Source organism: Streptomyces sp. NPDC059080, assembly GCF_042739975.1.
Lineage (GTDB): Bacteria > Actinomycetota > Actinomycetes > Streptomycetales > Streptomycetaceae > Streptomyces > Streptomyces benahoarensis.
In genome coordinates this window covers 80,804-103,619 of sequence record NZ_JBHYGX010000015.1, presented here as the reverse complement: position 1 = coordinate 103,619, position 22,816 = coordinate 80,804, and the positions used below count along the sequence as shown (strand labels likewise).

Here is a 22,816-nt window from a genome sequence, read left to right as displayed (position 1 = left end):
GCGGGGGCTCCGGCGTGGCCGGGGCCCCTTCGTCCGTTCAGCGGGTGGGTGCGGGGGCGGCCAGGGCGCGGACGAGGGCCTGGGCGCGGGGGTCGGCGGTGACGTTGCGCTGCATGCCGTTGGTGACGTACCCGAAGGACAGGCCGGACTCGGGGTCGGCGAAGGCGAGCGCGCCGCCGCGCCCGGGGTGGCCGAACGAGCCGGGCGCCAACAGCGGGGACGCGCCACTGTGCAGCATGAAGCCCAGGCCGAAGCGGGTGCCCACGACAAGGGTGCGGTCCGGGCCCGCGGACTCCTCCGTACGGGCCAGGGTCAGCGTGGCGGGTGCGAAGAGGCGTGCGTGGCCGTCGGGAGCGCCGGCGGTGCCGTCGGCGTCGACCGGGCCGATGAGCGCGGCGTAACAGCGGGCCAGCGAGCGGGCGGTGGCGATACCGGCGGAGGCGGGCAGCTGGGCGGCGCGGTAGGCCGGGGCGTTCTCGTCGGGCGCCGGGGTGATGGCGGCGAAGGCGCGGCTGGTGAGGGACGCCGGGTCGCGGTAGGCGTCGGCGACCGACCGCTTGGGGCGCACCCGCAGACCGCCCGCGGGGTCCGGCTCGGGCGTCGTGACGTCGGCGAGGCGCCCGGCGCGGGCCTGCTGACCGAGCGGCAGACCGAGCCAGAGGTCGAGGCCGAGCGGCCCGGCGATCTCGTCGGCGATCCAGGCGCCGATGGTGCGGCCGGTGACCCGCAGGACGAGTTCCGCCAGCAGCCAGCTGTAGGTCTGGGCGTGGTAGCCGTGGTCGGTGCCGGGCGTCCAGACGGGCGCCTGCGCGGCGAGGGCGGCGGGGCCGCTGACGCCGTCGACGGCCTGCTCCGGGGTGAGCGGGGCGTCGAGGACGGGCAGTCCGGCGCGGTGCGACAGCAGGTGGCGGACGAGGACGCGGTCCTTGCCCGCGGCCTTGAACTCCGGCCAGTACGTGCCGACCGGCGCGTCCAGATCGAGGAGTCCGCGCTGGTGGAGCAGGAGCGGGACGACGGCGGCGACGCCCTTGGTGGCGGAGCGGACGACCTGAGCGGTGCCCTCCTGCCAGGGCGCGTCCGGGCGGCCGTCGACGGCGGGGCCGAGGTCGTCGCCGCCGTCGCCGTGTTTCGTACCGGCCCAGAGGTCGACGACCTTGCGGCCGTCGCGGTAGACGGCGACGGCGGCGCCGCGCTCGCCGCGGTGGGTGAAGTTGGCCGTGAAAGCGTCCCGGACCGGCTCGAAGCCGTCCTCGACCCTGCCCTGGACGTCCACCACGTGTTTCCCGCTTCCCACTGTTCCGTCGCTTTGGTGACCCTTCCATGGTGCCTCGCGCGAAGCGGTGCTCATGACCGGGGCCGGTTCGGCGTGGGGTTCGTCACAGCGGGCCGGATGCGCGTCGGCGGGCCTTGCGGTCACCGGACGCGGGCCGAACCGGCGGGGCCGTACCGGACGGTGGGTATGCCTCAGCTCGTCGTCGCGGCGCGGGCCCCGGGTGCCGCTCGCGAACCTGCCGAGGGGCCGCCCGCCTTGAGCGGAGTCGTCCCGATGGCTCCTACGGCCCGCCGTACGCACCTGCCGAGTTGCCGCCCGGCCGAGGCAGCGGAACGATGAGACGGGTGAGCGACGCACGCGCGGCCGTCGGGCCGCACCCGGAGCCGGAACCCGCCGCACCGCCCGGAAGGCTGCGCCGGATGCCGGTGCCGCCGGGCCCGCCACCCGCGTCCTACCTGCGGTATCCGCATCTCCACGGCGACCTGCTCTGCTTCACCGCCGAGGACGACCTGTGGGTCGCGCCCCTCGTACCGGAGGGCGTGGAGCCGGAGCGCGCCTGGCGGCTGACCGTCGACCGCACCCGGGTGGGCCACCCCCGCTTCTCCCCCGACGGCCGCCACCTCGCGTTCACCACCTGGCGCTCGCTCGACCCGGAGGTGCACCTCGTACCGGTCGAGGGCGGGCCCGCACGGCGGCTGACGTACTGGGGCAGCACGGATGCCCGGGTCTGCGGGTGGACGCCGCCGGACAAGGACGGGGTATCCCACATCCTCGCGGTCGCCTCGCACGGCCAGCCGTTCTCGTACTACTCGTGGGCGTACCGCCTCCCCGTGGGGGGCGGGCCCGGCGCGCGGCTGCCCTGGGGGCCGGTCTCCGACATCGCCGTCGCCGACCTGGACGGGGAGCGGCGCACCCTGCTGCTCAGCGGGAAGCCGCCGCACGAACCTGCCTCGTGGAAGCGGTACCGGGGCGGTGCCATGGGCCGGATGTGGCTGCACGGCACCCGGCTGCTGCCGAAGCTGCGCGGCCATCTGGACTCGGTGATGTGCGTCGGCGGCCGGATCGCGTTCCTCTCCGACCACGAGGGCGTCGGCAACGTCTACTCCTGCCTGCCGGACGGCACCGATCTGCGCCGCCACACCGATCACGACGACTTCTACGCCCGGCACGCCTCGACCGACGGCTCCCGCATCGTCTACCAGTGCGCCGGTGACCTCTGGCTGGTCGACGACCTCGCGCCCGCCGCCCGGCCCCGGAAGCTGGCGGTCCGGGTGGGCGGGCCGCGCACCGGGCGCCGCACGTACCAGGTGCCGACCACCTCGAACGTCACCTCGCTGGCGGTGGACGCCACCGGCCGGGCCAGCGCGATCGGGGTGCGCGGCAGCCTGTACTGGCTCACCCACCGCGACGGCCCGGCCCGCGCCCTGCACGACGTACCCGGCATCCGGGTGCGGCTCCCGGAGATGCTGGGCGACACCGGCCGCATCGCGTACGTCACCGACGCGGAGGGCGAGGACGCCGTCGAGATCGCCGGGCTGCCGCGGGCCAGCGGGGTGGGCGACCCGCGGCGGCTGGCGGCGGGGCGGCTGGGCCGGGTCCATGAGGTGGTGGCGTCGCCGGACGGCACCCGCCTCGCGGTGGCCGCCCACGACGGCCGCCTGCTGCTGGTCGATGTGCGGCGGCCGGAGGACCGCGCCGAGGAGGAACCGCCTGGGACGGAAGGGGACGACGAACCCGGCGAGTCCCCACTCCCCGACGACGTCACCGAGTTGATCCGTTCCGCCAACGGCCCGGTGCGCGATCTGGCGTTCTCGCCGGACTCGCGGTGGCTGACCTGGTCGCATCCGGGGATCGGCCGGTCGCTGCGGCAGATCAAGATGGCCCGGCTCGCCGACCGGATGATCGTGGACGTCACCAACGGCCGGTTCGAGGACGAACAGCCGGTCTTCACCCGCGACGGCCGCTATCTGGCGTTCCTGTCCTGGCGCGGCTTCGACCCGGTCTACGACGTGCACACCGGCGACCTGTCGTTCCCGCTGGGCTGCCGCCCGCACCTCGTCCCGCTGTCGTCCGCGACGCCGTCGCCGTTCGCCCTGTCGCCGGAGGGCCGCCCGGCCGCGGGCGGGCTCGACCCGGCCGAGAACCCGCCGGTGGCCGAGGGCCCGGTGCTGGTCGAGGTGGAGGGGCTGCCCGAGCGGGTCACGCCGTTCCCCGTCGCCGCGTCGAAGTACTCCTCGCTGCGGCCGGTCGCCGGGGGCGGTCTGGTGTGGCTGCGCTGGCCGATCTCCGGGGCGCTCGGCGAGACGTTCGCCAACCCGGACAACACCTCGGGCCGGCCCACCCTCGAACACTTCGACCTGGTCAAGGCGCGGCGTACCGAACTGACCTCCTCGCTCGACCGGTTCGCGCTCAGCGGCGACGGCACCCGGCTCGTCGTCAACGACGAGGGCGACCTGCGCGCCGTCCCCGCCACCGAACAGGCCGACAGCGACTCGACGGTCCATCTGGACCTGCGGCGCATCCTCCACGAGGTGCACCCGGAGGCGGAGTGGCGGCAGGCGTACGAGGAGGCGGGCCGGATCGTCCGGTCGTACTTCTGGGACCCGGGGATGTCCGGCATCGACTGGGACGCGGTGCTCGCGCAGTACCGTCCGCTGCTCGACCGCGTCGCCTCCCCCGACGAGTTCGCCGATCTGCTGCGGGAGGTCCTGGGCGAGCTGGGCACCTCGCACGCGTACGTCGCCGGGGCGCGGCGCAACGAGGGCCCGCCGCACTACCAGCGGCCGATGGGCCTGCTGGGCGCCAACTTCGTGCCGCGCGGCGGGCGTTGGGTGCTCAAGCGGATCCTGCCGGGCGAGTCGTCGGACTCCAAGGCCCGCTCCCCACTGGCCGGTACCGGCATCCGCGAGGGCGCGGCGCTGACGCATGTCGACGGCCGCCGGGTCGATCCGGTCGCCGGGCCCTCGCCGCTGCTGTCGGCGGCGGGCGGCACGACGGTGGAGCTGACGTTCGCCCCGGCGGAGGGGGCCGGGCCGCCGCGCCGGGTGGCGGTGGTGCCGCTGGTCGACGAGCGGCCGCTGCGCTACCAGGACTGGGTGCAGCGGCGCCGGGCGGTGGTCCGGGAGCTGAGCGACGGCCGGTGCGGCTATCTCCACATCCCGGACATGGGCGGCTCGGGCTGGGCGCAGTTCAACCGCGATCTGCGGATGGAGGTGTCGCGCCCGGCACTGATCGTCGACGTCCGTGGCAACGCCGGGGGCAACATCTCCGAGCTGGTCATCGAGAAGCTGACCCGCACCATCATGGGCTGGGACCTGACGCGTGACGCGCAGCCCGTGTCGTACACGCAGAACGCGCCGCGCGGGCCGGTCGTCGCGGTCGCCGACGAGATGACCTCGTCCGACGGCGACATGATCACCGCGGCGTTCAAGCTCCAGGGCATCGGCCCGGTGGTGGGCATGCGCACCTGGGGCGGGGTGGTCGGGATGACCGGGCGGCACCGGCTCGGCGACGGTACGGCGATCACGGTGCCGATGAACGCGGCGTGGTTCAAGGTGTACGGCTGGGGCGTGGAGAACCACGGCGTCGAGGTCGACATCGAGGCGCTGCGCTCCCCGCTGGACTGGGCCGAGAACCGCCACCCGCAGCTCGGCGTCGCCGTCCGCACCGCCCTGGAACTCCTCGACCGCCACCCGGCCGCCACCCCGCCCGACCTCTCCGACGTCCCGGACCTGCGCCGCCCGGAGCTGCCGCCGCGCTGAACGGTACGGGCGCCGAGCGGTACGGGCATCGAGCAGTACGGGCGCCGAGCGGTACGGGCTGCGCGGGCCGGTACGCCTCTCCGACGTCCCGGACCTGCGCTCGCGCTGGACGGGCTGCGCTGAGCGGGCCGGTACGGGGGCCCGGCCCCGGGACGGCCGTACGCGGAAGGCGCACCCGGTGCGTGGTCCGGGTGCGCCTTCCGCGTACGGGGCGGGCCGCCGGGGTCAGTACCCGGTGGGGTCCGTCTGCTCGGTGCCGTGCTCGGGCTCGCCCGGCCCGTCGGCGGTCCCCGCGCCGCGCCGGGCCGCCTCCGCGTCGGCCTCCGCGCGCGCCCGCTGTGCCAGCTGTTCGGCCTTGACCTGGAACTGCTCCCTGAGCCCCATGCGGTTCACTCCCGTCGGATGTCGGGTGCCGGACGCGACCAGCCTCGCACGCACCCCCGCCACCCGCATTTCGATCAATTGCCGATCAACGGGGCGTCGGGGGCGGTGCGTTGCCTGCCGGGCCGGGGCCGCGCGGACCGCTTCGGGCGGGGCCGCGCCCGACTTGGAAGCCCGTCATACGCCGTCCGTCACACGCCGTCCCTCACACGCCGTCCGTCACACGCCGTCCGTCACCGCTCCGCGCGCGCCTTCTCGTCCGCCTCGCCCCCGGCGCCGACCAGCCCGGTGTGCATCCCGTCGAGCCGGTCCCCGAACCGCCGCATCTCCCGCTGCCCGACCGTGCCGATGAGCGCGGGCAGATACCCGCGGACCGCCTGCATCCCGCGCAGCCACCACTGGCCGTAGACGTGCGCGGAGCGCCGTTCGACGCCGTCCGCGATCCGGTCGACGGCGGGCCCCAGCGGATACGTCTTGTTCGACGGCCACGGCAGCCGGGACCGCAGCTCCCGCATGAGGTCGTCCCGGTCGGCGCCGCGCACCATGTCCGTGTCGGTCCAGCTCAGATACCCGACGGCGACCCGTACACCCTTGTGGCCGACCTCGCCGCGCAGGCTGTGCGCGAACGCCTCGACGCCCGACTTGGAGGCGCAGTACGCCGTCATCATGGGCGCCGGGGTGAGCGCGGCGAGCGAGGCGATCTGGAGGAAGTAGCCGCGCGACTCGGTCAGGGCGGGCAGGAAGGCGCGGGCGGTGACCGCGCCGCCGATGAGGTTGACCTCGATGACCCGCCGCCACGCGTCCGGGTCGGAGTCGGCGAACGGGCCGCCGGTCGCCACCCCGGCGTTGGCGACGACCGCGTCCACCTTCCCGAACCGTTCCTTCACCTCGGCGGCGACCCGCGTCATCGCGGTGTGGTCGGTGACATCGGCGTACCAGTGGTGGGCCGGGCCGCGCAGCGAGACCGCGACCTCGCGGAGCGCGTCCGGCTCCAACCCGACCAGCGCGAGGGCGGCGCCGCGCGCCGACAGCTTGCGGGCCAGCAGCTCACCCACCCCGCGCGCCGCCCCGGTCACCACCACGACCTGGCCCTGAAGTCCCTTGCGCCCGCTCATGCCGCCTCTCCTTTCTTCTTCCCGTCCGTCTTCCTGTCCGTGTTCCCGTCCGTGTTCCCGTCCGTGTTCCCGCCGTTGCGCCGCGCGGCGGTGTCGGCGTCGGCTTTCTTTCCGGATGGCTTCCTGGCGGATCCCTCGGGCTCCGCCGCCTTCTCTCCGGAAGGCTTCCCGAGAGATCCCTCCGCCGCCAGGTGCTCGGCCACCAGCGCGCGCAGTCGGGTCACCACCGCGCCCGGGTTCTCCAGCGGCGTCATATGGCCCAGGCCCGGCAGCTCCGTCACCCGGCGGCAGTCGGGCAGCACGGACGCCAGCCGTCGCGCGTGCACCACCGGGGTGAGCCGGTCCGCGGTGCCGACGAGGACCTCCGCCGGTACGTCCAACCGCGCGGCCCCACCGGTGAGTTCGAGCCCGTACAGCACCCGCCCCCAGTGGCCGCGGGCCCCGGTCGGGCAGGCGTGGACGATACGGGCGCACGCCTCGACCTGCTCCGGGGAGGAACCGGCGCCCATCGTGGCGTACTTCAGGGCCGCCTTCGTCACGGGGCTGACCGGGCCGAGCGGCGCGCGCGAGCCGAGCATCAGCCGGTGTGCCCGGCGGCGGCCCCGCGGTGTGCGCAGCGGGATGACCCGCGATTCGGCGGACAGATCGGCGGCGCCGGTGCTGGCCAGCAGGACGGCGGCGGCGCGCTCGCGCAGTACGGGGCGGTCGGCCGCGGCCATGATCGTCATGCCGCCCATGGAGTGGCCGCCGACGACGGCGCGTTCGCCCGGCGCCAGCGTCGCCTCCAGGACGGCGGTCAGGTCGTCGGCGAGGGCGGTGGTGCTGTAGCCGCCGGGCCCGGGGGCCGGGCTGCGGCCGTGGCCGCGCTGGTCGTAGACGATGACGCGGTGGTCGGCGGCGAGGTCGCGGACGACGGGCGCCCAGAAGGCGGTGGAGCAGGTCCAGCCGTGGGCGAGGACGACGGCCGGGGCACCCTCGGGCCCGTGGATCTCTGCGTACAGCCGGGCGCCGCCGGAGGTGACGTGCAGCGCCCGGCGGGGCGACGGCGGGGCGTACGGTCCGCTGGTGACGTGTCCGAGGCGCTTCATACGGCGGCCTCCTCGGCGAGGGCGGCGGTGGCGGGGGCGCGGCGGCCGGCCGCGGGGCGCAGCAGGGCGTACTCGGCCAGGTCGATTTGGCGGGTCTCGCGCCGGAACTCGGCGGTGGTGCCGGGCCAGGCGGTGGTGTTGCGGCCGTTGGCGTCGAGGTACCAGCTGTCGCAGCCGCCGGTGGTCCACACGGTGCGTGCCATGCGCCGCTGCATGCGGTCACTCCAGGCAGCCACCGCCTCGGGGCGGGTGTCGAGCGCGATCCGGCCGCCGAGGACGTCGAGTTGGTGCAGGTAGTCGGCCAGATAGTTCAGCTGGGACTCGATCATGAGGATCATCGAGCTGTTGCCCAGGGCGGTGTTGGGGCCGATGAGGGTGAGGAAGTTGGGGAACCCGTCGGTGCTGATGCCGCGCAGCGACTCCATGCCGCTCTTCCAGCGTTCGGCGAGGGTGACGCCGTCGGCGCCGGTGATGCGGCCGGCGATGGGCATGTCGGTGACGTGGAAGCCGGTGCCGAAGACGATCGCGTCGGCCTCGGTGCGGCTGCCGTCGGAGCCGATGAGGGTGGAGCCGCTGACCTCCCGCAGCCCGGCGGCGATCACGTCGACATTCGGTCGGGTGAGCGCCGGGTAGTAGCTGTTGGACAGCAGGATGCGCTTGCAGCCGATGCGGTAGTCGGGCGTGAGCTTGGCGCGCAGCGCGGGGTCCTTGACCGCCCGCCGCAGGTGCGCCCGGCCGACGGTTTCGACGAGCCCGAGTGCGTTCGGCCGCTTGGTGAAGGCGCTGACCTGGAGTTCCCGGATGCCCCAGAGGAGTCCGCGGCGCGCGGCGCGGGTGGCGGGCACCTTGGTGTGGAGCCAGCGCTCCAGCCCGGTGATCTTGCGGTCGGCGCGCGGCAGCACCCAGGCGGGGGTGCGCTGGAAGAGGCTGAGGCGGCCGGCCTCGGGCTGGATGGCCGGGACGATCTGGATGGCGGAGGCGCCGGTGCCGATCATGGCGATGCGCTTGCCGCGCAGGTCGTAGTCGTGGTCCCAGCGGGCGGAGTGGAACACCTTGCCGGGGAAGGTCGCAAGGCCCGGGATGTCGGGGATCTTCGGGCCGGAGAGCGGCCCGGTCGCCGCGACGAGGACGTCGGCGGTGAGGGGCCCGCGCGCCGTCCCGATCTCCCAGCGCAGCGCGTCACGGTCCCACCGCGCGTGCTCCACCTCGGCGTGGAACCGCAGATGGGGGCGGATCCCGAAGGTGTCCGCGACATGCTCCAGGTAGGCGCGGATATGGGGCTGCCCGGAGAAGTTCCGCGGCCACCGGGGGTTGGGCGCGAAGGAGAACGAGTAGAGGTGCGAGGGCACATCGCATGCGCACCCCGGATAGCTGTTGTCCCGCCAGGTGCCGCCCACCGACCCGGCGCGCTCCAGGACCACGAAGTCGGTGATCCCCTCACGGCGCAGCCGTACGGCCGCCCCCAGGCCACCGAACCCCGATCCGATCACCGCCACCCGCACGTGTTCGCGCTCGGACATGCCACCGCCTCCCCAGGTCACCGACCCTGCCCATCGCGCCAGTAATTACTGGCACAGTTGGAGCGTAGGTCAGCTCCGTACCGAGCGGTAGGGGTCGCACGCAGGGAAGTTACCGCCCGGTTGCACCCGGAGCCGCCGTCCGCGCCGCGCATAGGGTGACCGGGTGGCCGCGAACGAGAACCCGAACGACCAGCACAAACAGCGCGAGTACCGGATGGCAGAGCTGGCCGCCGAAGCCGGTATCACCGTCCGGACGCTGCGCTTCTACCGCGAACGCAAACTGATCCCGCCGCCGCGCCGCGAGGGCCGTATAGCTTGGTACAACAAGCACCACCTCGCCCGGCTCCGCTCCATCGCCGCCCTCCTGGAGCGCGGCCACACCCTCGGCGGCATCACCGAACTCCTCGCCGCCTTCGAGAGCGGCCGCGACGTCGGCGAACTCCTGGGCCTGGGCGCGACGTTCGTGACCCCCTGGTCGGACGAGACCCCGGTCCGTCTCACCCCCGAGGAACTGGCCGACCACTACAGCGGCGACTCCACCGCCGAAAACCTCGCCGCCTCCCTCGACATCGGCTATCTCGCGGTGGACGGCGACGAGTTCGTGCACACCAGCCGCCGCCTCCTGGACGCCTCCACCACCCTCGTCGCCCGGGGCATCCCGCTCGCCGCCGTCCTGGAGGCGGGCCGCGCCGTCCGCACCCACGCCGACGCCGTCGCCGCCATCGCGAGCACCCTGATCCGCACCCACCTCGTCGACCCGCCCACGGGCACACCCCCCACCCCCCAGGACATCGACCACCTCGCCCACACCGTCGAGGAACTCCACCCCGTCTTCCAGGCCGTCATCGACGCGGAGATCACCATGGCGATGGACCGCCGCGTCCGCACGGAGCTGGACTGCTGGCTGCGGGGGGAGACGGGGGGCGGGGACGGCGAGCAGGCGGCCCGGGCGGGAGGCGCGGACGGATAGCGCGGGGAAGCCGCACGTCAGACCGCGGCAACGAAGGGGCGGAGCCGGGCGGCGATACGGCCGTCGATCTCACCGAGGGCGGCCCAGCGCGCGAGACCACGGGCCAGAACGACGGAGGGAACGGCGCCGCCATGGGTGACGAAGAGGTACCGGAAGCCGACACGGACCGGCCTGCCCTGCGTGACGTCGATCATCACGGGCCCCTCCGCCACCCCCGGCGCCCACGCCTCCCGGACGCCGCCGAACTCGCGGAGCAGCGCGTACGCGGTGTCACGGAGGCTGAGGTCCCCGGGCTGTGGCGCCCCTTCGGGAAACGCCCAGCGGCTGCCGTGACGGAGCAGCAGCACACGCCCCCGCTCATCGAGCAGCAGCGCCCCGGCGAGAATCTCCGGACACCGCCCACCGTGCGGACAACGCCCCCGCCGCGCGTGATCACACAAGGCGTCGTACAACGTCATCAACGCCCCCTGTTCCTCTGGGTGTTCACGGAGATAGTCGGTCATCTCACGGGTGACGGCACCCGCTTCGGTCGCCTGCGTCATCGGGGCGTCCGTGGTGGTCATTGATTCGCCTTCCGTTGGTGGGGGTGTCCGGCAATCACGGCGTTGCAGCTCCGGACCGTCAGGGTGCGTCCGTGGGTACGGGCGTCCTCCCGGTCCTGGGCGCACAGTTGGCACACGTCGCACTCCGGCGCGGGGACAGGCTCCGGCTCGGGCACATCGGCAGGCGACGCGGCGACCCCTTCATGAACGTTCACGGGCAACTGCCTTGCCGGGCTCGGATTCTGCGCCTGCATTCCCATGGGCCCGCCTCCTCTGCCGGACTGTGGGGGCGCATTCCTCCGGAAACGCGCCGAGCATTCACCACCGCGAGCTCACGCTGTGCGGTCGACTGCTCACAAGGCTGGGGCATTCCTGGCTACGCTGGGGAGGGTTTCAGCGCCCAACCTGTGCAGTGGTCACGACGACATATGTGCGCGCCGTTCACCGCAGGTAGTGGCGCCCTCGGAAATTCGTGACCAGACCGGTGGTCAGGGGGAAAAATGAGTGGAGAAACTGACAGCGCGGCGGACACCGAGGGTGTGCGGGACCCGCGCAAGGAGTTCGCAGAGGAGTGCAAGAGCGCTCGCGAGCTGTATCCGAGCGGGCCGTTGACGCAGACCGACCTGGGCCGGTTGGTGCGCGTTTCCAAGAGCACCATTTCCCGGGTGGAGAACTGCGTAGGTCCGGTCCCCCCGGGGCTCCCACCGCTCCTGGACCAGGTATTTGCAACGGACGGCCTGTTCAAGCGGCTGTACGAAGAGATCCATGCGCAGGCGTTCCCGGCACATTCACGGCAACGGATCGAATGGGAAACGAAGGCCGTCGTCATCGCCGAATGGTCTCCCACCGTCGTCCCGGGCCTGCTCCAGACTCCTGACTACGCACGGTCTCTCTTCCGCGAAGGTGACCCTCGGGCCAGTGACACCGAGTTGGTGAACAAGGTGCGCACCCGCATCGCTCGGCAACAGATCCTGACCGGCAGCACGCCTCCGGACTTCTCCGTGATCCTCTGCGAGTCGGTCATTCAGCGCGTAGTTGGAAGCCGCGAAGTGATGCGAGAGCAACTAGCCGTGCTCCTGGAGCACACGACGCACCCCACCACGGTTCTCCAAGTGCTTCCACTCGCTGCGGGCACGCACGGACTGATGGACGGCACCCTGTCGATCCTCACCACTGCGGACGGCCCGCCCGTGGTCTACACGGAAGGCATCCGGTCAGGCGCCATCATCGACGAACCGTCGGAAGTTCGGCATCTGTCGCGGTCTTACGATGTCCTCACGGCTTCCGCTCTATCCCGTGACGCGTCCGCCCAGATGATCCGACATCACATGGAGGCATTGTGACCCCGCCGAACCCCTCCTGGGTTAAGTCCAGTTACAGCAGCCAAGACGGCGGCAACTGCCTGGAGTGGTCCCCCGCCTCCGCCACGGCGACCCACATCGTCCCCGTCCGCGACAGCAAGCTGACGGACAGCGCGATACTCACCCCCAACGCACACGCCTGGGCAAGCTTCATCGGCGCGGTCAAGGGTGGGCAGTTCGGCGCCTGACCCCCGTATACGCGAAAGCGCGCCCCCGTACCGGCGACCGAGCCGGTGCGGGGGCGCGTCGCGTAGCGCGGTGTCCCGTTGGGACGGGGACGCCCTCAGTCCCCGTACACCACCGTCACCGGCGCATGATCGCTCCACCGGGTGTCATAGCTCTCCGCGCGTTCCACGAATGCCTTGGTCGCGCGGCGGGCGAGGCCCGTGGTGGCCATGTGGTAATCGATGCGCCAGCCCGCGTCGTTGTCGAAGGCGCGGCCGCGGTAGGACCACCAGGAGTACGGGCCGTCGGTGTCCGGGTGCAGGGCGCGGACGACGTCGACGTAGCCGCCGGAGGTCTCCGACAGGACCTCGGTCAGCCAGGCGCGCTCCTCGGGGAGGAAGCCGGACTTCTTCTGGTTGGCCTTCCAGTTTTTCAGGTCGGCTTCCTGATGGGCGATGTTCCAGTCGCCGCAAACCAGCACCTCGCGGCCCTCGGCCGCCGCGCGGGCGCGCAGACCGGTCAGGTACGGCAGGAATTCCTTCAGGAAGCGTTCCTTTTCGTCCTGGCGCTCGGTGCCGACCTCGCCGGACGGGAGGTAGAGCGAGGCCACCGTCACACCGGGCAGATCGGCCTCCACGTAGCGGCCGCCGGCGTCGAACTCCGTCGACCCGAAGCCCACCCGTACGGCGTCCGGCTCCCGCCGCGTGTAGAGCGACACGCCCGCGCGCCCCTTCGCCTCGGCGGGGGCGTGCACGACGTGCCAGCCCTCGGGCTCGCGGACCTCCGCGGGGATCTGGGCGGTCTCCGCGCGGACCTCCTGGAGGCAGAGCACGTCCGCGGCGGTCTCCGCCAGCCACGGCACGAAGCCCTTCTTGGCGGCGGCGCGCAGGCCGTTCACGTTCACGGTGGTCACGGTGAGCAAGGCGGGCTCCTCAGGTTCACAAGCGGCGGCGGCAGTCCCACGCGTTCCCGGTCGTCACGGTGAGCGTCCCGACGATAACCGGCCCGCGGGGCCCGACCGCAAAGCCACTCGCCCGGTACGGCGGGTGCGCCGTACGCTTTCCGGAATGAAGACCGGTGTGGAGATACAGCCCGCTCGCTACGACCACCCCGACGCGGTGATCCTCGACGCGCTGGTGCAGCAGGAGTACGTCCGCCGCTACGGCGAGACGGACTTCACACCGCTCGACGCCGCGATGTTCGTCCCGCCGCGCGGCATGTACCTGCTCGCGTACGACGGCGGCCGGCCGGTGGCCACCGGCGGCTGGCGGACCGAGGAGGACGCCGCCAAGGGGTACGCCGCCGGGGACGCCGAGATCAAGCGGATGTTCGTGATCGAGGAGGCCCGGGGACGCGGTCTCGCCCGGCGCATCCTGGCCGCCCTGGAGGCCGACGCACGGGCGGCGGGCCGCACCCGGATGGTGCTGGAGACCGGCACCGAACAGCCGGAGGCGCTGTCTCTGTACGCGTCCTGCGGGTATCTGATGGTCCCCGAGCCGGAGAAGTTCGGGGAGTTCCGGACGTACGACGACAGCCGGTGCATGCGGAAGGCGCTGGTGTAGGGCCGCCCGCCGCCTTCTCCTCCTACCTCCTTCCCCTTAGTCACCCCCACTCGTCACCCCTGTTTGACAGGTCTCCGTCCAGCTCTCCATACTCATTCCACTAATCAACTAGCTAAAGGGGTGAGCCGGGTGAGCAACCAGAGCCCATGGGCGATCGAGGCCGACGGTCTGGGGAAGAAGTACCGCCGCGGCTGGGCGCTTCAGGACTGCTCGTTCCGGCTCCCGGCAGGGCGTATCTGCGCGCTGGTCGGGCCCAACGGCGCCGGCAAGAGCACCTTCCTGGGGACCACGACGCGGCTGGTGCAGCCGTCCGCCGGCTCGCTGCGGCTGTTCGGGGTGCCGGTCTCCGACCCGGCCGCCCTGAAGCGGATCGCGTTCCTCGCCCAGGACAAGCCGCTCTACCCGCGCTTCACGGTGGCCGAGACGCTGCGGATGGGCCGCGAGCTGAACCCCAACTGGGACCAGGCCCTGGCCGAGCGGATCGTGAAGTCGGGCAACGTCCCGTTCACCGCCAAGGTCGGCACCCTCTCCGGCGGCCAGCGCACCCGCGTCGCCTTCGCGCTGGCCTTCGGCAAGCGGCCCGACCTGCTGCTGCTCGACGAGCCGATGGCCGACCTGGACCCGCTGGCCCGCCACGAGATGGCCGGGCTGCTGATGTCCGAGGCCGCCGAGCACGGCACGACCGTCCTGATGTCGTCCCACATGCTCTCCGAGATGGAGGACATGTGTGACTTCCTCCTCGTCCTCTCGGAAGGCCGGCTCCGGATGGGCGGCCCGACCGACGAACTGGTCCCCGCACACTCCCTGGTGACGGGCGTGGCCTCCGGCGACGGCGTCCCGGACGAGCTGTCACGCCACCACACCGTCGTCGAATCCCGCGTCACCGGGCGGCAGTTCACCGCCCTGATCCGCCCCGGCGCGCCGCTCTCCGACAGCTGGGACCTACAGGTGCCGGGCCTGGAGGAGGTGCTGCTGGCGTATCTGCGGTCGCCGCAGGCGCCCAACCTGATCGCGGACGAGGCCCGTCTCGACGGCCGCGCCGGACGTGCCGCATGACCACGGACACCCGGGCGGAGCATCGCCCCCACCCCGAGCGGAACACCCGCATGAGTGACACCACCACCGGCCGCGCCCCTGCCGCCTCCGGCGGGCTGCTGCACGGCCTGCCCTGGCTGGTCTGGCGCCGGCACCGTGCGGCCCTGGCCTGCGGCCTCGCCATTACCGTGCTGGTCTCCGCGTACTTCGTGTACCAGCACTTCGCCGTGGTCGACTTCCTCCAGCAGCACGGCGCCCGGGCCGGCGGCGATGCGGGCACGAAGTTCGGCGAGGAGTTCGGCACGGCCTTCGAGGGCGGCGTCACGCTGCTGCAGTTCCTGCCCGCGCTCATCGGTCTCTTCCTCGGCGCCCCGCTGATCGCCGGGGAGCAGGAGCACGGCACGATCCGGCTGGTCACCACGCAGTCCGTCAGCCGCGGCCGGTGGATCGCCGCGACGCTCGCGCTGCCCCTGGCCCTCGTCGCGGTCTGCACCACCACGCTGTCGATGACGTTCCGGTGGATGTGGGTCCCGGCCCGCACCCTCGCGTTCCACGGCGACTGGCTGATGAGCGGCCCGTACGACGTCACCGGCCCGATGCTGCCGGCCAAGGCGCTCTTCTTCGCGGTCTGCGGCATCGCCCTCGGCATGCTCCTCAAGCGGATACTCACCTCGATGGTCGCCCTCATCGTCTTCATGGGCGCGTTCAGCATCGTCTGGGACCGTGTCCCCGAGCGCCTGGCCCAGCTGCGGCACGCGTTCGCCCCGCTCCACCAGACACCGCAGATCGCGGCGGACTCCATCTACATGGACAACTGGATCGCCACCGCCGACGGCAGGCTCTACGGCATCGGCACCTGCGTCAACGAACCCACCGAAGCCGCCATCGACGCGTGCCGGGCCAAGATGGGCATCACCCAGGACGTCACCGACTACTTCAGCTTCGACCAGATGGCGGGCATGCAGTGGCGGGGGGCGCTCATCCTGCTGGCGGCGAGCGCGCTGATCCTCGGGTTCGTCGTCTGGCGTGCCCGCCGGCGGCCGCTCTGAGCGCCGACCGGACCGTCGCCCCCGGTCACCTGCCGTGCCGCGCTTTGACACCCGGTAGTGGTCGCACCATCATCAATCGGTCGGACCGTACGGAGTCCGGCTCCCACGGCATACGGTGGCAGTGGGGGCGCCCGGGCCCGCACGGGGCCGGCGGGCCGCGACGGGCGGAAGAGTCGGAGAGGTGGTGAGCGTGGTCGAGTTCCGGATCGACCGGCGCAGTGGCGTGGCCACCTACCTCCAGATCGTCCAGCAGGTGCAGCAGGCGCTGCGGCTGGGCACCCTGGTCGAGGGCGACCGTCTGCCGACCGCGGCGCAGGTCGCGGCCACCACCAAGGTCAATCCGAACACCACGCTGAAGGCATACCGCGAGCTGGAGCGCGAGGGCCTGGTCGAGCCGCGGCCCGGCCTCGGCACCTTCGTCAGCCGCACCCTGGCCCGCCCCCAGTCCGCGGCCGACACCCAGCTCCGCGAGGAACTGCGCGCCTGGATGAGCCGGGCCCGCACCGCCGGTCTCACCCGCGAGGACACCCAGGCGGTGCTCAACTCCGTGGTGCAGGACACGTATCCGGAGAGTGGCTGAGGCACCCTCCGGGGGAAGGTGGTGCACCGGGCCGGGTGGGACGTCCCGGCGTCGGGCCTCCCGGCGTCGGGGCCCTCCCGCCGTTGGAGCCTCCCGGCGCCGGGGCCCTCTCCCCGTCGCACCGCCCCTGAGAGCGCGCCGCTCTCGGGGGCGTTCCGCTTCCCTGGGGTGCTTCCGGGGGGGGCGGCTTCTTCCCTGGGATGCTTCCGGGGGCGTTCGGCTTCCCGGAGCGTTCCCGTTTCCCGGTGGCCCGCTTCCGGGCCGCTCCCGCTCCCCCGGGGCGCTCCCGCTTGACCCTTACGTCGCGTCAGGGCGCACCCTGTGCGGGTGACGGGGGGCGGCTCGCCCCGGGCCCCTACGAGTGGGTCCGGGGCTCCGCCGCGAGGAGCCATGACGGAAGGCACCGCGATGAGCTACACGGTCGGCCAGGTGTCCCGCTTCGCGGGCATCACGGTGCGCACCCTGCACCACTACGACAAGGCCGGACTGCTCAGCCCGGGCGACCGCAGCCCGGCCGGGTACCGCCTCTACAACGACGCCGACCTCGCCCGGCTCCAGCAGATCCTCTTCTACCGCGAGCTGGGTTTCCCGCTCGACGAGATCGCCACCCTCCTCCAGGGCCCGGACGCCGACCTCCTCGGCCGGCTGCGCGCCCGCCACCGCCGTCTCACCGAGGAGATCACCCGCCTCGGCCGCCTGGTCGAGGTCGCCGAGCGGGCCATGGAGGTCCAGCAGACCGGCGTACGGCTGACGCCCGACGAACGGTTCGAGGTGTTCGGCGAGGTCGCCTTCGACCTCAGTTACGCCACCGACGCCCAGCACAAATGGCACCACAGCGCGGCCCATCAACGCGCGATGGCCCGCGCCGACTCCCACACCAAGGAGGACTGGGCCCGCCTCATGGCCGAGGCGGCCGCCTGGCGCACCCGCCTGCTCGCCGCCTACGACGCCGAGGAACCCCCGGACGGCCCGACGGCGATGGACCTGGCCGAGGAACACCGCGCCCACATCAGCCACTGGTTCACCCCCTGCCCCACCGACATGCACACCCGCATCGCCGACGACTTCCTCACCGACCCCCGCGCCTTCGCCCTCCTTGTTCCCCCGTCGGAGCAGCGCCCGGGGCTGGCGTTGTATGTGCATACGGCCATATGCGCCAATGCGGTGCGGGGGGCGGGGACGGCTGGGCCGTCGGTGGAGGTGGAAGCGGCTTCACCGTCGGTGGGGGCGGGGACGGCTTCACCGTCGGTGGATGGGGACGCCGGACCGGCGTCCGGACCGGCGGGCCCTCCGTCCTCCGGACCGCCGTCGTCCTCCGGCTCGTCGTCCTCCGGCTCGGCGTCCTCCGGCTCGGCGTCCGCGCCACCGTCCGGCCCCACGCCTGGGCCCTGACGCCTGGCCCGCGCCTTCCGGACACCCGGCACCCGGCACCCGGCACCCGGCACCCGGCACCCGGCACCCGCGAGCCAACTGTCCGCACCACACCTCACGCTCCCCCCGCTGCCCTCTCCCGCCGCCCTCTCCCCACTTCTCCCGTTCCGGACGTCGCCCGCACGGAAGGCCAACGCCATGAAGATCCTCATCACCGCCGCCGGTTCGTACGGCGACATCGCCCCGTACACCGGTATCGGCGCCGCCCTCATCGCAGCAGGTCACGACGTGGCGATCGCCACACACGACACCTTCGCCCCGCTCGTCCGCGCCGCCGGGCCGGAGTTCCGGCGACTGCCCGCCGATCCACACGCCCGGCGTCCGGGCGGCGCCGGTCCCGGTGCCGGGCACGGTGGCCAACGGGCCCTGATGCGCACCGCCGCCGCGTTCATCGACGAACTGGGGGCGGGCATGGCCGACGCCGTCACCCCGGGCACGGAACTGCTACTGCTCTCCACGACCACCGCCCCGCTCGGCCGCCACCTCTGCGAGGCGCACGACATCCCCGCGCTGGGCCTTTCCCTCCAACCCACCGCACCCACAAGGGAGTTCGCCCCCGTAGTGGCCGGCGGGCGGAACCTGGGCCGCTGGGGCAACCTCCTCGCGGGCCGCCTCGCCCCACGCATCGTCGACCGGCTCCACGCCGACGCGACCCGCGCCCTCCGCGCCCGCCTCGGCCTGCCGCCCGCCACCCCGGGCGCCGTCCGCCGCCGCACCGAAGCGGCCCGGCCGCGGGTGCTGCACGGTTTCAGCGAGGTCCTGCTGCCACGGCCCGCCGACTGGCGCCCGGGCCTCGACGTCGTCGGCAACTGGTGGCCCTGGCACGCCCCCGACGCCCAACTCCCGCCCGACCTCGAAGACTTCCTGGCCGACGGCCCGCCCCCGGTCTTCATCGGCTTCGGCAGCATGGCATCCGGCGAGGGCGAACGTCTCGGCGCCCTCGCCGTACGGGCCCTACGCCGCGCCAAGGTCCGCGGCATCCTCCAGTCGGGCAACGCGGGCCTGGCCGCCCCGGACACCTCCGGGCCTCCCCCGCACACCGTGCACACCGCGTCCAACGTCCTCACCATCGGAGAGGGCCCGCACGCCCTGCTCTTCCCCCGCACCGCGGTGGTGGTGCACCACGCGGGCGCCGGCACCTCGGCCGCCGCTCTCCGCGCGGGCGTCCCGAGCGTGCCCGTACCGGTCACCGCCGACCAGCCGTTCTGGGCCGGCCGCCTGGCCACACTGGGGGCGGCCACACCCCCGATCCCGTTCGCCGACCTCTCCGACGACGAGTCCGCCGACCGACTGGCCGCGGCACTCATCCGGGCCACCACCGAGCCCACACACCGCACCCGCGCCGCCGACGCCGCCCGCCGGATGGCGACGGAGGACGGCATCGCCGCCGTCGTCTCCGCGGTGGCGCGCCTGGCCGACTGACCTACCGCCCGCTCCGGATCGCACGAGGCCGCACCGGGCCAGGCCGGGCAGAGCGGGTCCGGGCAGAGCCAGGACGGGCAGAGCGGGTCCGGGCAGAGCGGGTCCGGATCACACCGATCCAGGCCGGACCGGACCGCACGAGGCCACACCGCACCGGACCCGATCGCACGAGGCCAGATCGCACCAGAGCGGGCCTGGCAGGACCAAGCCGCGCCAGGCGCGGTCACACCAGGCCCGGCCAACTCGCCCCCAGCTACTCCCCCGCCCCACCGGCGCGCGCCCGAGTGCCCGCGCTCCGGGCCGTATCCGCGATCCCCTGGAGCGCCGCCAGGTGACCGGTGAGCGCCAAGTGCCCGGCGTCGGTGAGGGAGAGCCAAGTGCGGGCGCGCTTACCCACGTACCCCTTGCGGATGTCGACGTATCCGGCCGCCTCCAGCGCCGACGCGGCCTTGCTGAGCACCGAGTCGGACACCTGACAGCAGTCGCGTACGGCGGCGAACTCCGCCTCGTCACAGGCCGAGAGGAAGGCCACCACCGTCAGCCGCGTCGGCTGGTGGATCGCCGCGTCCAGTTGCGGAGCTCCGGATGCTCCGGGGCCCGCATCGCCGCTCACGCCGCCCCCGGAGCATCCCGCAGCTGCGACAACTCCCGCCGGACGGTGGCGTTGCGCCATGCGAACAGGCCCCATATGAAGAGGCCCGCGACCACGGACGCCGCGAGGCGCAGCGCGGACTCCCCGGCCCCGAGCAACAGCCCCACACCCCATGTCGCCCCGCACCCCACAAAGGCGGCCAGCAGCCAGAGGCGGTTCCGCCGCAGTCGGTCCGACAAGGACTCCGACACCACCACTCCCGTGCTGCGCGCGCCGAACTGCCGCATCACGAGGAGCAGCGCCATCCCTACGCACCAGACCAGCAGGGACACCAGGACCGGGTACCCGCGCCGCCCCACGCTCCAGCTCTGCACGACACCGGGCACCGCCACGACCAACGCGAGCACCGGGCCGTACCACCAAGGGAAGAGCCTCGCCCGGAGTCCGGCCCGCACCCGGGCCGCCTCCACCTCCCGCAGCCCGCCCATCGCGTCCAGAGCCGAAACGCCCGCTCCGTCGCCCGCCACAACCGGTGTGTCCTCCCGCGCCGCCATCACGCTCACCGTCCCCTCTCCCCGACGCCCCAACCGGGCGCCGCACTTCGCCGTACAACCCCACCCTGCCAAGTACTTTCCACTGCGGAAAGTACTTTCCTGAAGAGAATATAGGAGGGAGGACTGACAGGTGGGCGATCAGACACACCACACCCCAACTCACCCCAGCCCGCTTCGACTCACCCCAGCCCGCTTCGACTCGCCCCAGCCCGCTTCGACTCGCCCCAGCCCGCTTCGACTCGCCCTACCCCGCGCTGGCCGGACCCGCGCTGACCGGACCCGAGGTGTCCGCGGCCAACGTGACCGCAAGCATCCCCAGCACCCCGCCCCTCACGTACCGCTGGAGCTTCAGCCAGGAGGGGCGGCGGGCGAGGAAGGCGGCTATCGCACCGGCGGTCAGGACGAGGGCGAGGTTCACGGCGACGCTGACCACGATCTGGACCGCACCGAGGGCGAGCCCCTGGAGCAGCACATGCCCCTCGTCCAGGTCGATGAACTGCGGTATGAGCGAGAGGTACATGACGGCGATCTTCGGGTTGAGCAGGTTGGTCATCAGCCCCATGGTGAAGAGCTTGCGCGGCGCATCGCGCGGCACCTCCTGCGGCGCGAAGACCGCGAGGCCACCCGGCTTCAGGGCGTTCCACGCCAGGTAGGCGAGGTAGGCGGCGCCCGCCAGCTTCACCGCGACGTACAGCTCGGGCACGGCGAGGAAGACGACCGACAGGCCCAGGCTGGCGGCGATGAGATACACCAGGAAGCCCAGCGCCACCCCGCCCAGCGAGATCATCCCGGCCCGCCGCCCCTGCGTGATCCTGCGGGAGACCAGATAGATCATGTTCGGCCCGGGCGTGAGCACCACGCCCAGCGCCACCGCCGACACACCGAGAACCCCACTCAACTCAACAAGTCAGGAGCTTGGTCCAGAAGCCCCCTCGTCGAACTCAACACGTCCCACGCTGTCCGCGACCTCCAGCAACGGAAGCTCGGCAAACACCTCGGCAACCAGGCGGATCCCGAGTAGTTGCTGCACTTCGCTGCTGTACGACACGAAAGAGCCCCCACCGGATCTCTCCGGCAGGGGCTCTGACGTCGGTGGACCTGAGGGGATTCGAACCCCTGACCCCCTCGTTGCGAACGAGGTGCGCTACCAGCTGCGCCACAGGCCCTTGCGACGTGTGAAACTCTAGCATCCCGATGGCGGTGCCCGGAAATCGCTTCCTGTGCTGGTCAGCGGGGGGCTACTCGTTCGCGGCGCGCGGCCGGTCGTAGTCGTCCGGGGCGGCGTCGTGGCCGGCGGGCGCCGGGGAGGCGTACTGATCGAACAGCGGGGTGCGGCCCCGGGGACGGCGGGACGGGGCGGGCTGCTCCTGGCGCTGCGACTCGGGGTGCTCGGCGGCGGCGCTGGAGCGGGCGGAGCTCCAGGCGTCGTCGGCGTCGAGGTCGACGTGGCTGGTGGCGCGGGGGGCCACGGGCGCGGTGACGTAGGTGGGGAGCGGTACGGGGACCGGCTCCCAGCTGCCGGACGCCGGGTGCGGGCGCTCCCGCTCGCGCTGCTGGTCGACCCACTCGGCGTGGTCGGTCTCCTCCACGAGCGCGCGGCGGCCGGCCGTCTGGGCGGGCTCGGGGCGCGGCTCCGGGTGGGGTTCGGCCGGGGCGTCAGCGACGGGGTCGGCCGGGTGGTCTGCGGCGGGCGGCTGGTCGGCCGCCCGCGGAGGGCGGGGGCGGCCTTCCCGCAGCCGTTGCGCCGCCGCCTCCGCCTTGCGCTGGTCCATGGTGAAGGTGAAGCGGCGGCGCTCCTGGGTGCGGAGGTAGACGATGTACGCGCTCAGGAGGAGGGCGGGGGCGGCGGGGGCCCAGAGGAAGGCGGTGCCGCCGACCGCGGCGACGACCGCGCCGACGGTGAAGGCGAGGAAGAGGACCGTGATGGTGCGCCGACGGCGGGCGAGGACCTTGGCCCGCTTGGCGCGCTCCGTGAGCGAGGGGCGCGGCGGGTGGGCGGCGACCCGGGTGCGGGGGTCGGCCGCGGGTTCTCCGGGGGGCCGGACGTCGGCCTCGTCGGGCCGGTGGTCCGGTTCCTGCTCGTCGGCGGCATCGTCGGCGAGGTCGTCCTGCTCCTTGTCGTAGCGGCGCTGCATGGCCGCACGGCCGGAGAGGAGCCGGATGGCCGTACTGAAGCGCTCCGTGGGACGCGCTTCGTTCAGCTCGTCCTGCCTACGGAGCCACATCGGCACCAAGTAGGCAGCCCAGGCCCCGACGATGACTGCGTAGATGAGGCCGCTGCTTCTCACGACTCACACGGTAGAGGGGTTTGCGCGGGGCCATCCGCCAATTGAGCCGGCGTGTCGCACGATCTGGCTGATATCTCGAACTTTTTTTGTGATTGTTGAGATCAGCACTCTCCGCATGTGGCCATTC

At 72.9% G+C, this 22,816-nt stretch carries 20 protein-coding genes, 1 tRNA gene and 1 pseudogene; 10 read left to right on the top strand and 12 right to left on the bottom strand.

All coding sequences use genetic code 11. The annotated features are described in order from the left end of the window. Window positions 1–37: 37 nt before the first annotated feature. Window positions 38–1,276, bottom strand: a complete 1,239-nt coding sequence (locus tag ACFWWQ_RS15165) for a serine hydrolase domain-containing protein (RefSeq protein WP_384595833.1) — start codon at window positions 1,274–1,276, stop codon at window positions 38–40. Window positions 1,277–1,692: 416 nt separating this feature from the next. Here ACFWWQ_RS15165 and ACFWWQ_RS15160 point away from each other — a divergent pair, with 416 nt between their 5' ends. Next, a complete protein-coding gene (locus tag ACFWWQ_RS15160; protein ID WP_384595930.1) occupies window positions 1,693–5,034 on the top strand; it encodes a S41 family peptidase in 3,342 nt (1,113 codons plus the stop codon). A gap of 225 nt (window positions 5,035–5,259) precedes the next feature. Here the strand turns inward: ACFWWQ_RS15160 and ACFWWQ_RS15155 are convergent, their stop codons facing one another. From ACFWWQ_RS15155 to ACFWWQ_RS15140, 4 genes are all read right to left on the bottom strand, one after another. Beyond that, the gene (locus tag ACFWWQ_RS15155; RefSeq protein ID WP_384595831.1) at window positions 5,260–5,418 is read right to left on the bottom strand and encodes a hypothetical protein; all 159 of its coding nucleotides are present in this window, start codon (window positions 5,416–5,418) and stop codon (window positions 5,260–5,262) included. 230 nt (window positions 5,419–5,648) lie between these two features. Further along, entirely contained in the window at window positions 5,649–6,530 is an 882-nt protein-coding gene (locus tag ACFWWQ_RS15150; RefSeq protein WP_384595828.1) for an SDR family oxidoreductase, read from the bottom strand. Next, complete coding sequence (locus ACFWWQ_RS15145; RefSeq protein ID WP_384595825.1) at window positions 6,527–7,618, bottom strand: alpha/beta fold hydrolase; 1,092 nt, start codon at window positions 7,616–7,618, stop codon at window positions 6,527–6,529. The genes ACFWWQ_RS15150 and ACFWWQ_RS15145 overlap by 4 nt, the downstream gene beginning before the upstream one ends. Then, a complete protein-coding gene (locus tag ACFWWQ_RS15140) occupies window positions 7,615–9,138 on the bottom strand; it encodes a flavin-containing monooxygenase (protein WP_384595822.1) in 1,524 nt (507 codons plus the stop codon). Before ACFWWQ_RS15140 ends, ACFWWQ_RS15145 begins: the two co-directional genes overlap by 4 nt. Before the next feature lie 163 nt (window positions 9,139–9,301). Here ACFWWQ_RS15140 and ACFWWQ_RS15135 point away from each other — a divergent pair, with 163 nt between their 5' ends. Next, window positions 9,302–10,108 (top strand): MerR family transcriptional regulator, encoded by an 807-nt coding sequence (locus ACFWWQ_RS15135; protein ID WP_384595819.1) that lies wholly within the window; start codon window positions 9,302–9,304, stop codon window positions 10,106–10,108. A 17-nt stretch (window positions 10,109–10,125) separates the two neighbouring features. On the opposite strand, the gene ACFWWQ_RS15130 is transcribed toward ACFWWQ_RS15135, so the two are convergent. Further along, a complete protein-coding gene (locus ACFWWQ_RS15130) occupies window positions 10,126–10,671 on the bottom strand; it encodes an NUDIX domain-containing protein (protein ID WP_384595816.1) in 546 nt (181 codons plus the stop codon). A gap of 479 nt (window positions 10,672–11,150) precedes the next feature. On the opposite strand from ACFWWQ_RS15130, the gene ACFWWQ_RS15125 reads away from it, so the two are divergent. After that, window positions 11,151–11,993 (top strand): Scr1 family TA system antitoxin-like transcriptional regulator, encoded by an 843-nt coding sequence (locus tag ACFWWQ_RS15125; RefSeq protein WP_384595812.1) that lies wholly within the window; start codon window positions 11,151–11,153, stop codon window positions 11,991–11,993. Beyond that, the gene (locus ACFWWQ_RS15120) at window positions 11,990–12,199 is read left to right on the top strand and encodes a DUF397 domain-containing protein (RefSeq protein WP_384595808.1); all 210 of its coding nucleotides are present in this window, start codon (window positions 11,990–11,992) and stop codon (window positions 12,197–12,199) included. Before ACFWWQ_RS15125 ends, ACFWWQ_RS15120 begins: the two co-directional genes overlap by 4 nt. Window positions 12,200–12,294: 95 nt before the next feature. Here the strand turns inward: ACFWWQ_RS15120 and ACFWWQ_RS15115 are convergent, their stop codons facing one another. Further along, window positions 12,295–13,098: an exodeoxyribonuclease III gene (locus ACFWWQ_RS15115; protein WP_384595804.1), complete on the bottom strand. Its 804-nt coding sequence runs from the start codon at window positions 13,096–13,098 to the stop codon at window positions 12,295–12,297. A gap of 157 nt (window positions 13,099–13,255) precedes the next feature. Here ACFWWQ_RS15115 and ACFWWQ_RS15110 point away from each other — a divergent pair, with 157 nt between their 5' ends. The 6 genes and pseudogenes from ACFWWQ_RS15110 (at window position 13,256) to ACFWWQ_RS15085 (ending at window position 19,255) form a co-directional block, all read left to right on the top strand. Beyond that, complete coding sequence (locus ACFWWQ_RS15110) at window positions 13,256–13,738, top strand: GNAT family N-acetyltransferase (protein WP_384595926.1); 483 nt, start codon at window positions 13,256–13,258, stop codon at window positions 13,736–13,738. 129 nt (window positions 13,739–13,867) lie between these two features. Continuing rightward, the gene (locus ACFWWQ_RS15105) at window positions 13,868–14,794 is read left to right on the top strand and encodes an ABC transporter ATP-binding protein (protein WP_384595801.1); all 927 of its coding nucleotides are present in this window, start codon (window positions 13,868–13,870) and stop codon (window positions 14,792–14,794) included. Between the two features lie 50 nt (window positions 14,795–14,844). Continuing rightward, window positions 14,845–15,822 (top strand): ABC transporter permease subunit, encoded by a 978-nt coding sequence (locus ACFWWQ_RS15100; protein WP_384595797.1) that lies wholly within the window; start codon window positions 14,845–14,847, stop codon window positions 15,820–15,822. Window positions 15,823–16,003: 181 nt separating this feature from the next. Further along, window positions 16,004–16,402: a GntR family transcriptional regulator gene (locus ACFWWQ_RS15095; protein ID WP_384595794.1), complete on the top strand. Its 399-nt coding sequence runs from the start codon at window positions 16,004–16,006 to the stop codon at window positions 16,400–16,402. A gap of 408 nt (window positions 16,403–16,810) precedes the next feature. Continuing rightward, a pseudogene (locus ACFWWQ_RS15090) lies at window positions 16,811–17,602 on the top strand (MerR family transcriptional regulator); the annotation flags it as partial. A 369-nt stretch (window positions 17,603–17,971) separates the two neighbouring features. Continuing rightward, window positions 17,972–19,255 (top strand): glycosyltransferase, encoded by a 1,284-nt coding sequence (locus ACFWWQ_RS15085; RefSeq protein WP_384595791.1) that lies wholly within the window; start codon window positions 17,972–17,974, stop codon window positions 19,253–19,255. A gap of 253 nt (window positions 19,256–19,508) precedes the next feature. Here ACFWWQ_RS15085 and ACFWWQ_RS15080 read toward each other — a convergent pair whose 3' ends face one another. The 5 genes from ACFWWQ_RS15080 to ACFWWQ_RS15060 form a co-directional block, all read right to left on the bottom strand. Continuing rightward, window positions 19,509–19,868: a transcriptional regulator gene (locus ACFWWQ_RS15080; RefSeq protein ID WP_384595788.1), complete on the bottom strand. Its 360-nt coding sequence runs from the start codon at window positions 19,866–19,868 to the stop codon at window positions 19,509–19,511. After that, window positions 19,865–20,410 carry a hypothetical protein gene (locus ACFWWQ_RS15075; RefSeq protein WP_384595785.1) on the bottom strand — a complete coding sequence of 182 codons (546 nt, stop codon included), beginning with the start codon at window positions 20,408–20,410 and terminating at the stop codon, window positions 19,865–19,867. Before ACFWWQ_RS15075 ends, ACFWWQ_RS15080 begins: the two co-directional genes overlap by 4 nt. A gap of 235 nt (window positions 20,411–20,645) precedes the next feature. Next, window positions 20,646–21,299 (bottom strand): LysE family translocator, encoded by a 654-nt coding sequence (locus tag ACFWWQ_RS15070; protein WP_384595782.1) that lies wholly within the window; start codon window positions 21,297–21,299, stop codon window positions 20,646–20,648. 195 nt (window positions 21,300–21,494) lie between these two features. Continuing rightward, window positions 21,495–21,567, bottom strand: a tRNA-Ala gene (locus tag ACFWWQ_RS15065). Window positions 21,568–21,639: 72 nt separating this feature from the next. Beyond that, window positions 21,640–22,689, bottom strand: coding sequence for a hypothetical protein (locus ACFWWQ_RS15060; RefSeq protein ID WP_384595778.1), 1,050 nt, complete (start codon window positions 22,687–22,689; stop codon window positions 21,640–21,642). Between the last annotated feature and the right edge of the window lie 127 nt (window positions 22,690–22,816).

Bases quoted from the DNA above. Each gene is read 5' to 3' on its own strand.
- ACFWWQ_RS15160 (WP_384595930.1), top strand. From the start codon at position 1,693: ATGCCGGTGCCGCCGGGCCCGCCACCCGCGTCCTACCTGCGGTATCCG.
- ACFWWQ_RS15155 (WP_384595831.1), bottom strand. From the start codon at position 5,418: ATGGGGCTCAGGGAGCAGTTCCAGGTCAAGGCCGAACAGCTGGCACAG.
- ACFWWQ_RS15150 (WP_384595828.1), bottom strand. From the start codon at position 6,530: ATGAGCGGGCGCAAGGGACTTCAGGGCCAGGTCGTGGTGGTGACCGGG.
- ACFWWQ_RS15145 (WP_384595825.1), bottom strand. From the start codon at position 7,618: ATGAAGCGCCTCGGACACGTCACCAGCGGACCGTACGCCCCGCCGTCG.
- ACFWWQ_RS15140 (WP_384595822.1), bottom strand. From the start codon at position 9,138: ATGTCCGAGCGCGAACACGTGCGGGTGGCGGTGATCGGATCGGGGTTC.
- ACFWWQ_RS15130 (WP_384595816.1), bottom strand. From the start codon at position 10,671: ATGACCACCACGGACGCCCCGATGACGCAGGCGACCGAAGCGGGTGCC.
- ACFWWQ_RS15125 (WP_384595812.1), top strand. From the start codon at position 11,151: ATGAGTGGAGAAACTGACAGCGCGGCGGACACCGAGGGTGTGCGGGAC.
- ACFWWQ_RS15100 (WP_384595797.1), top strand. From the start codon at position 14,845: ATGAGTGACACCACCACCGGCCGCGCCCCTGCCGCCTCCGGCGGGCTG.
- ACFWWQ_RS15085 (WP_384595791.1), top strand. From the start codon at position 17,972: ATGAAGATCCTCATCACCGCCGCCGGTTCGTACGGCGACATCGCCCCG.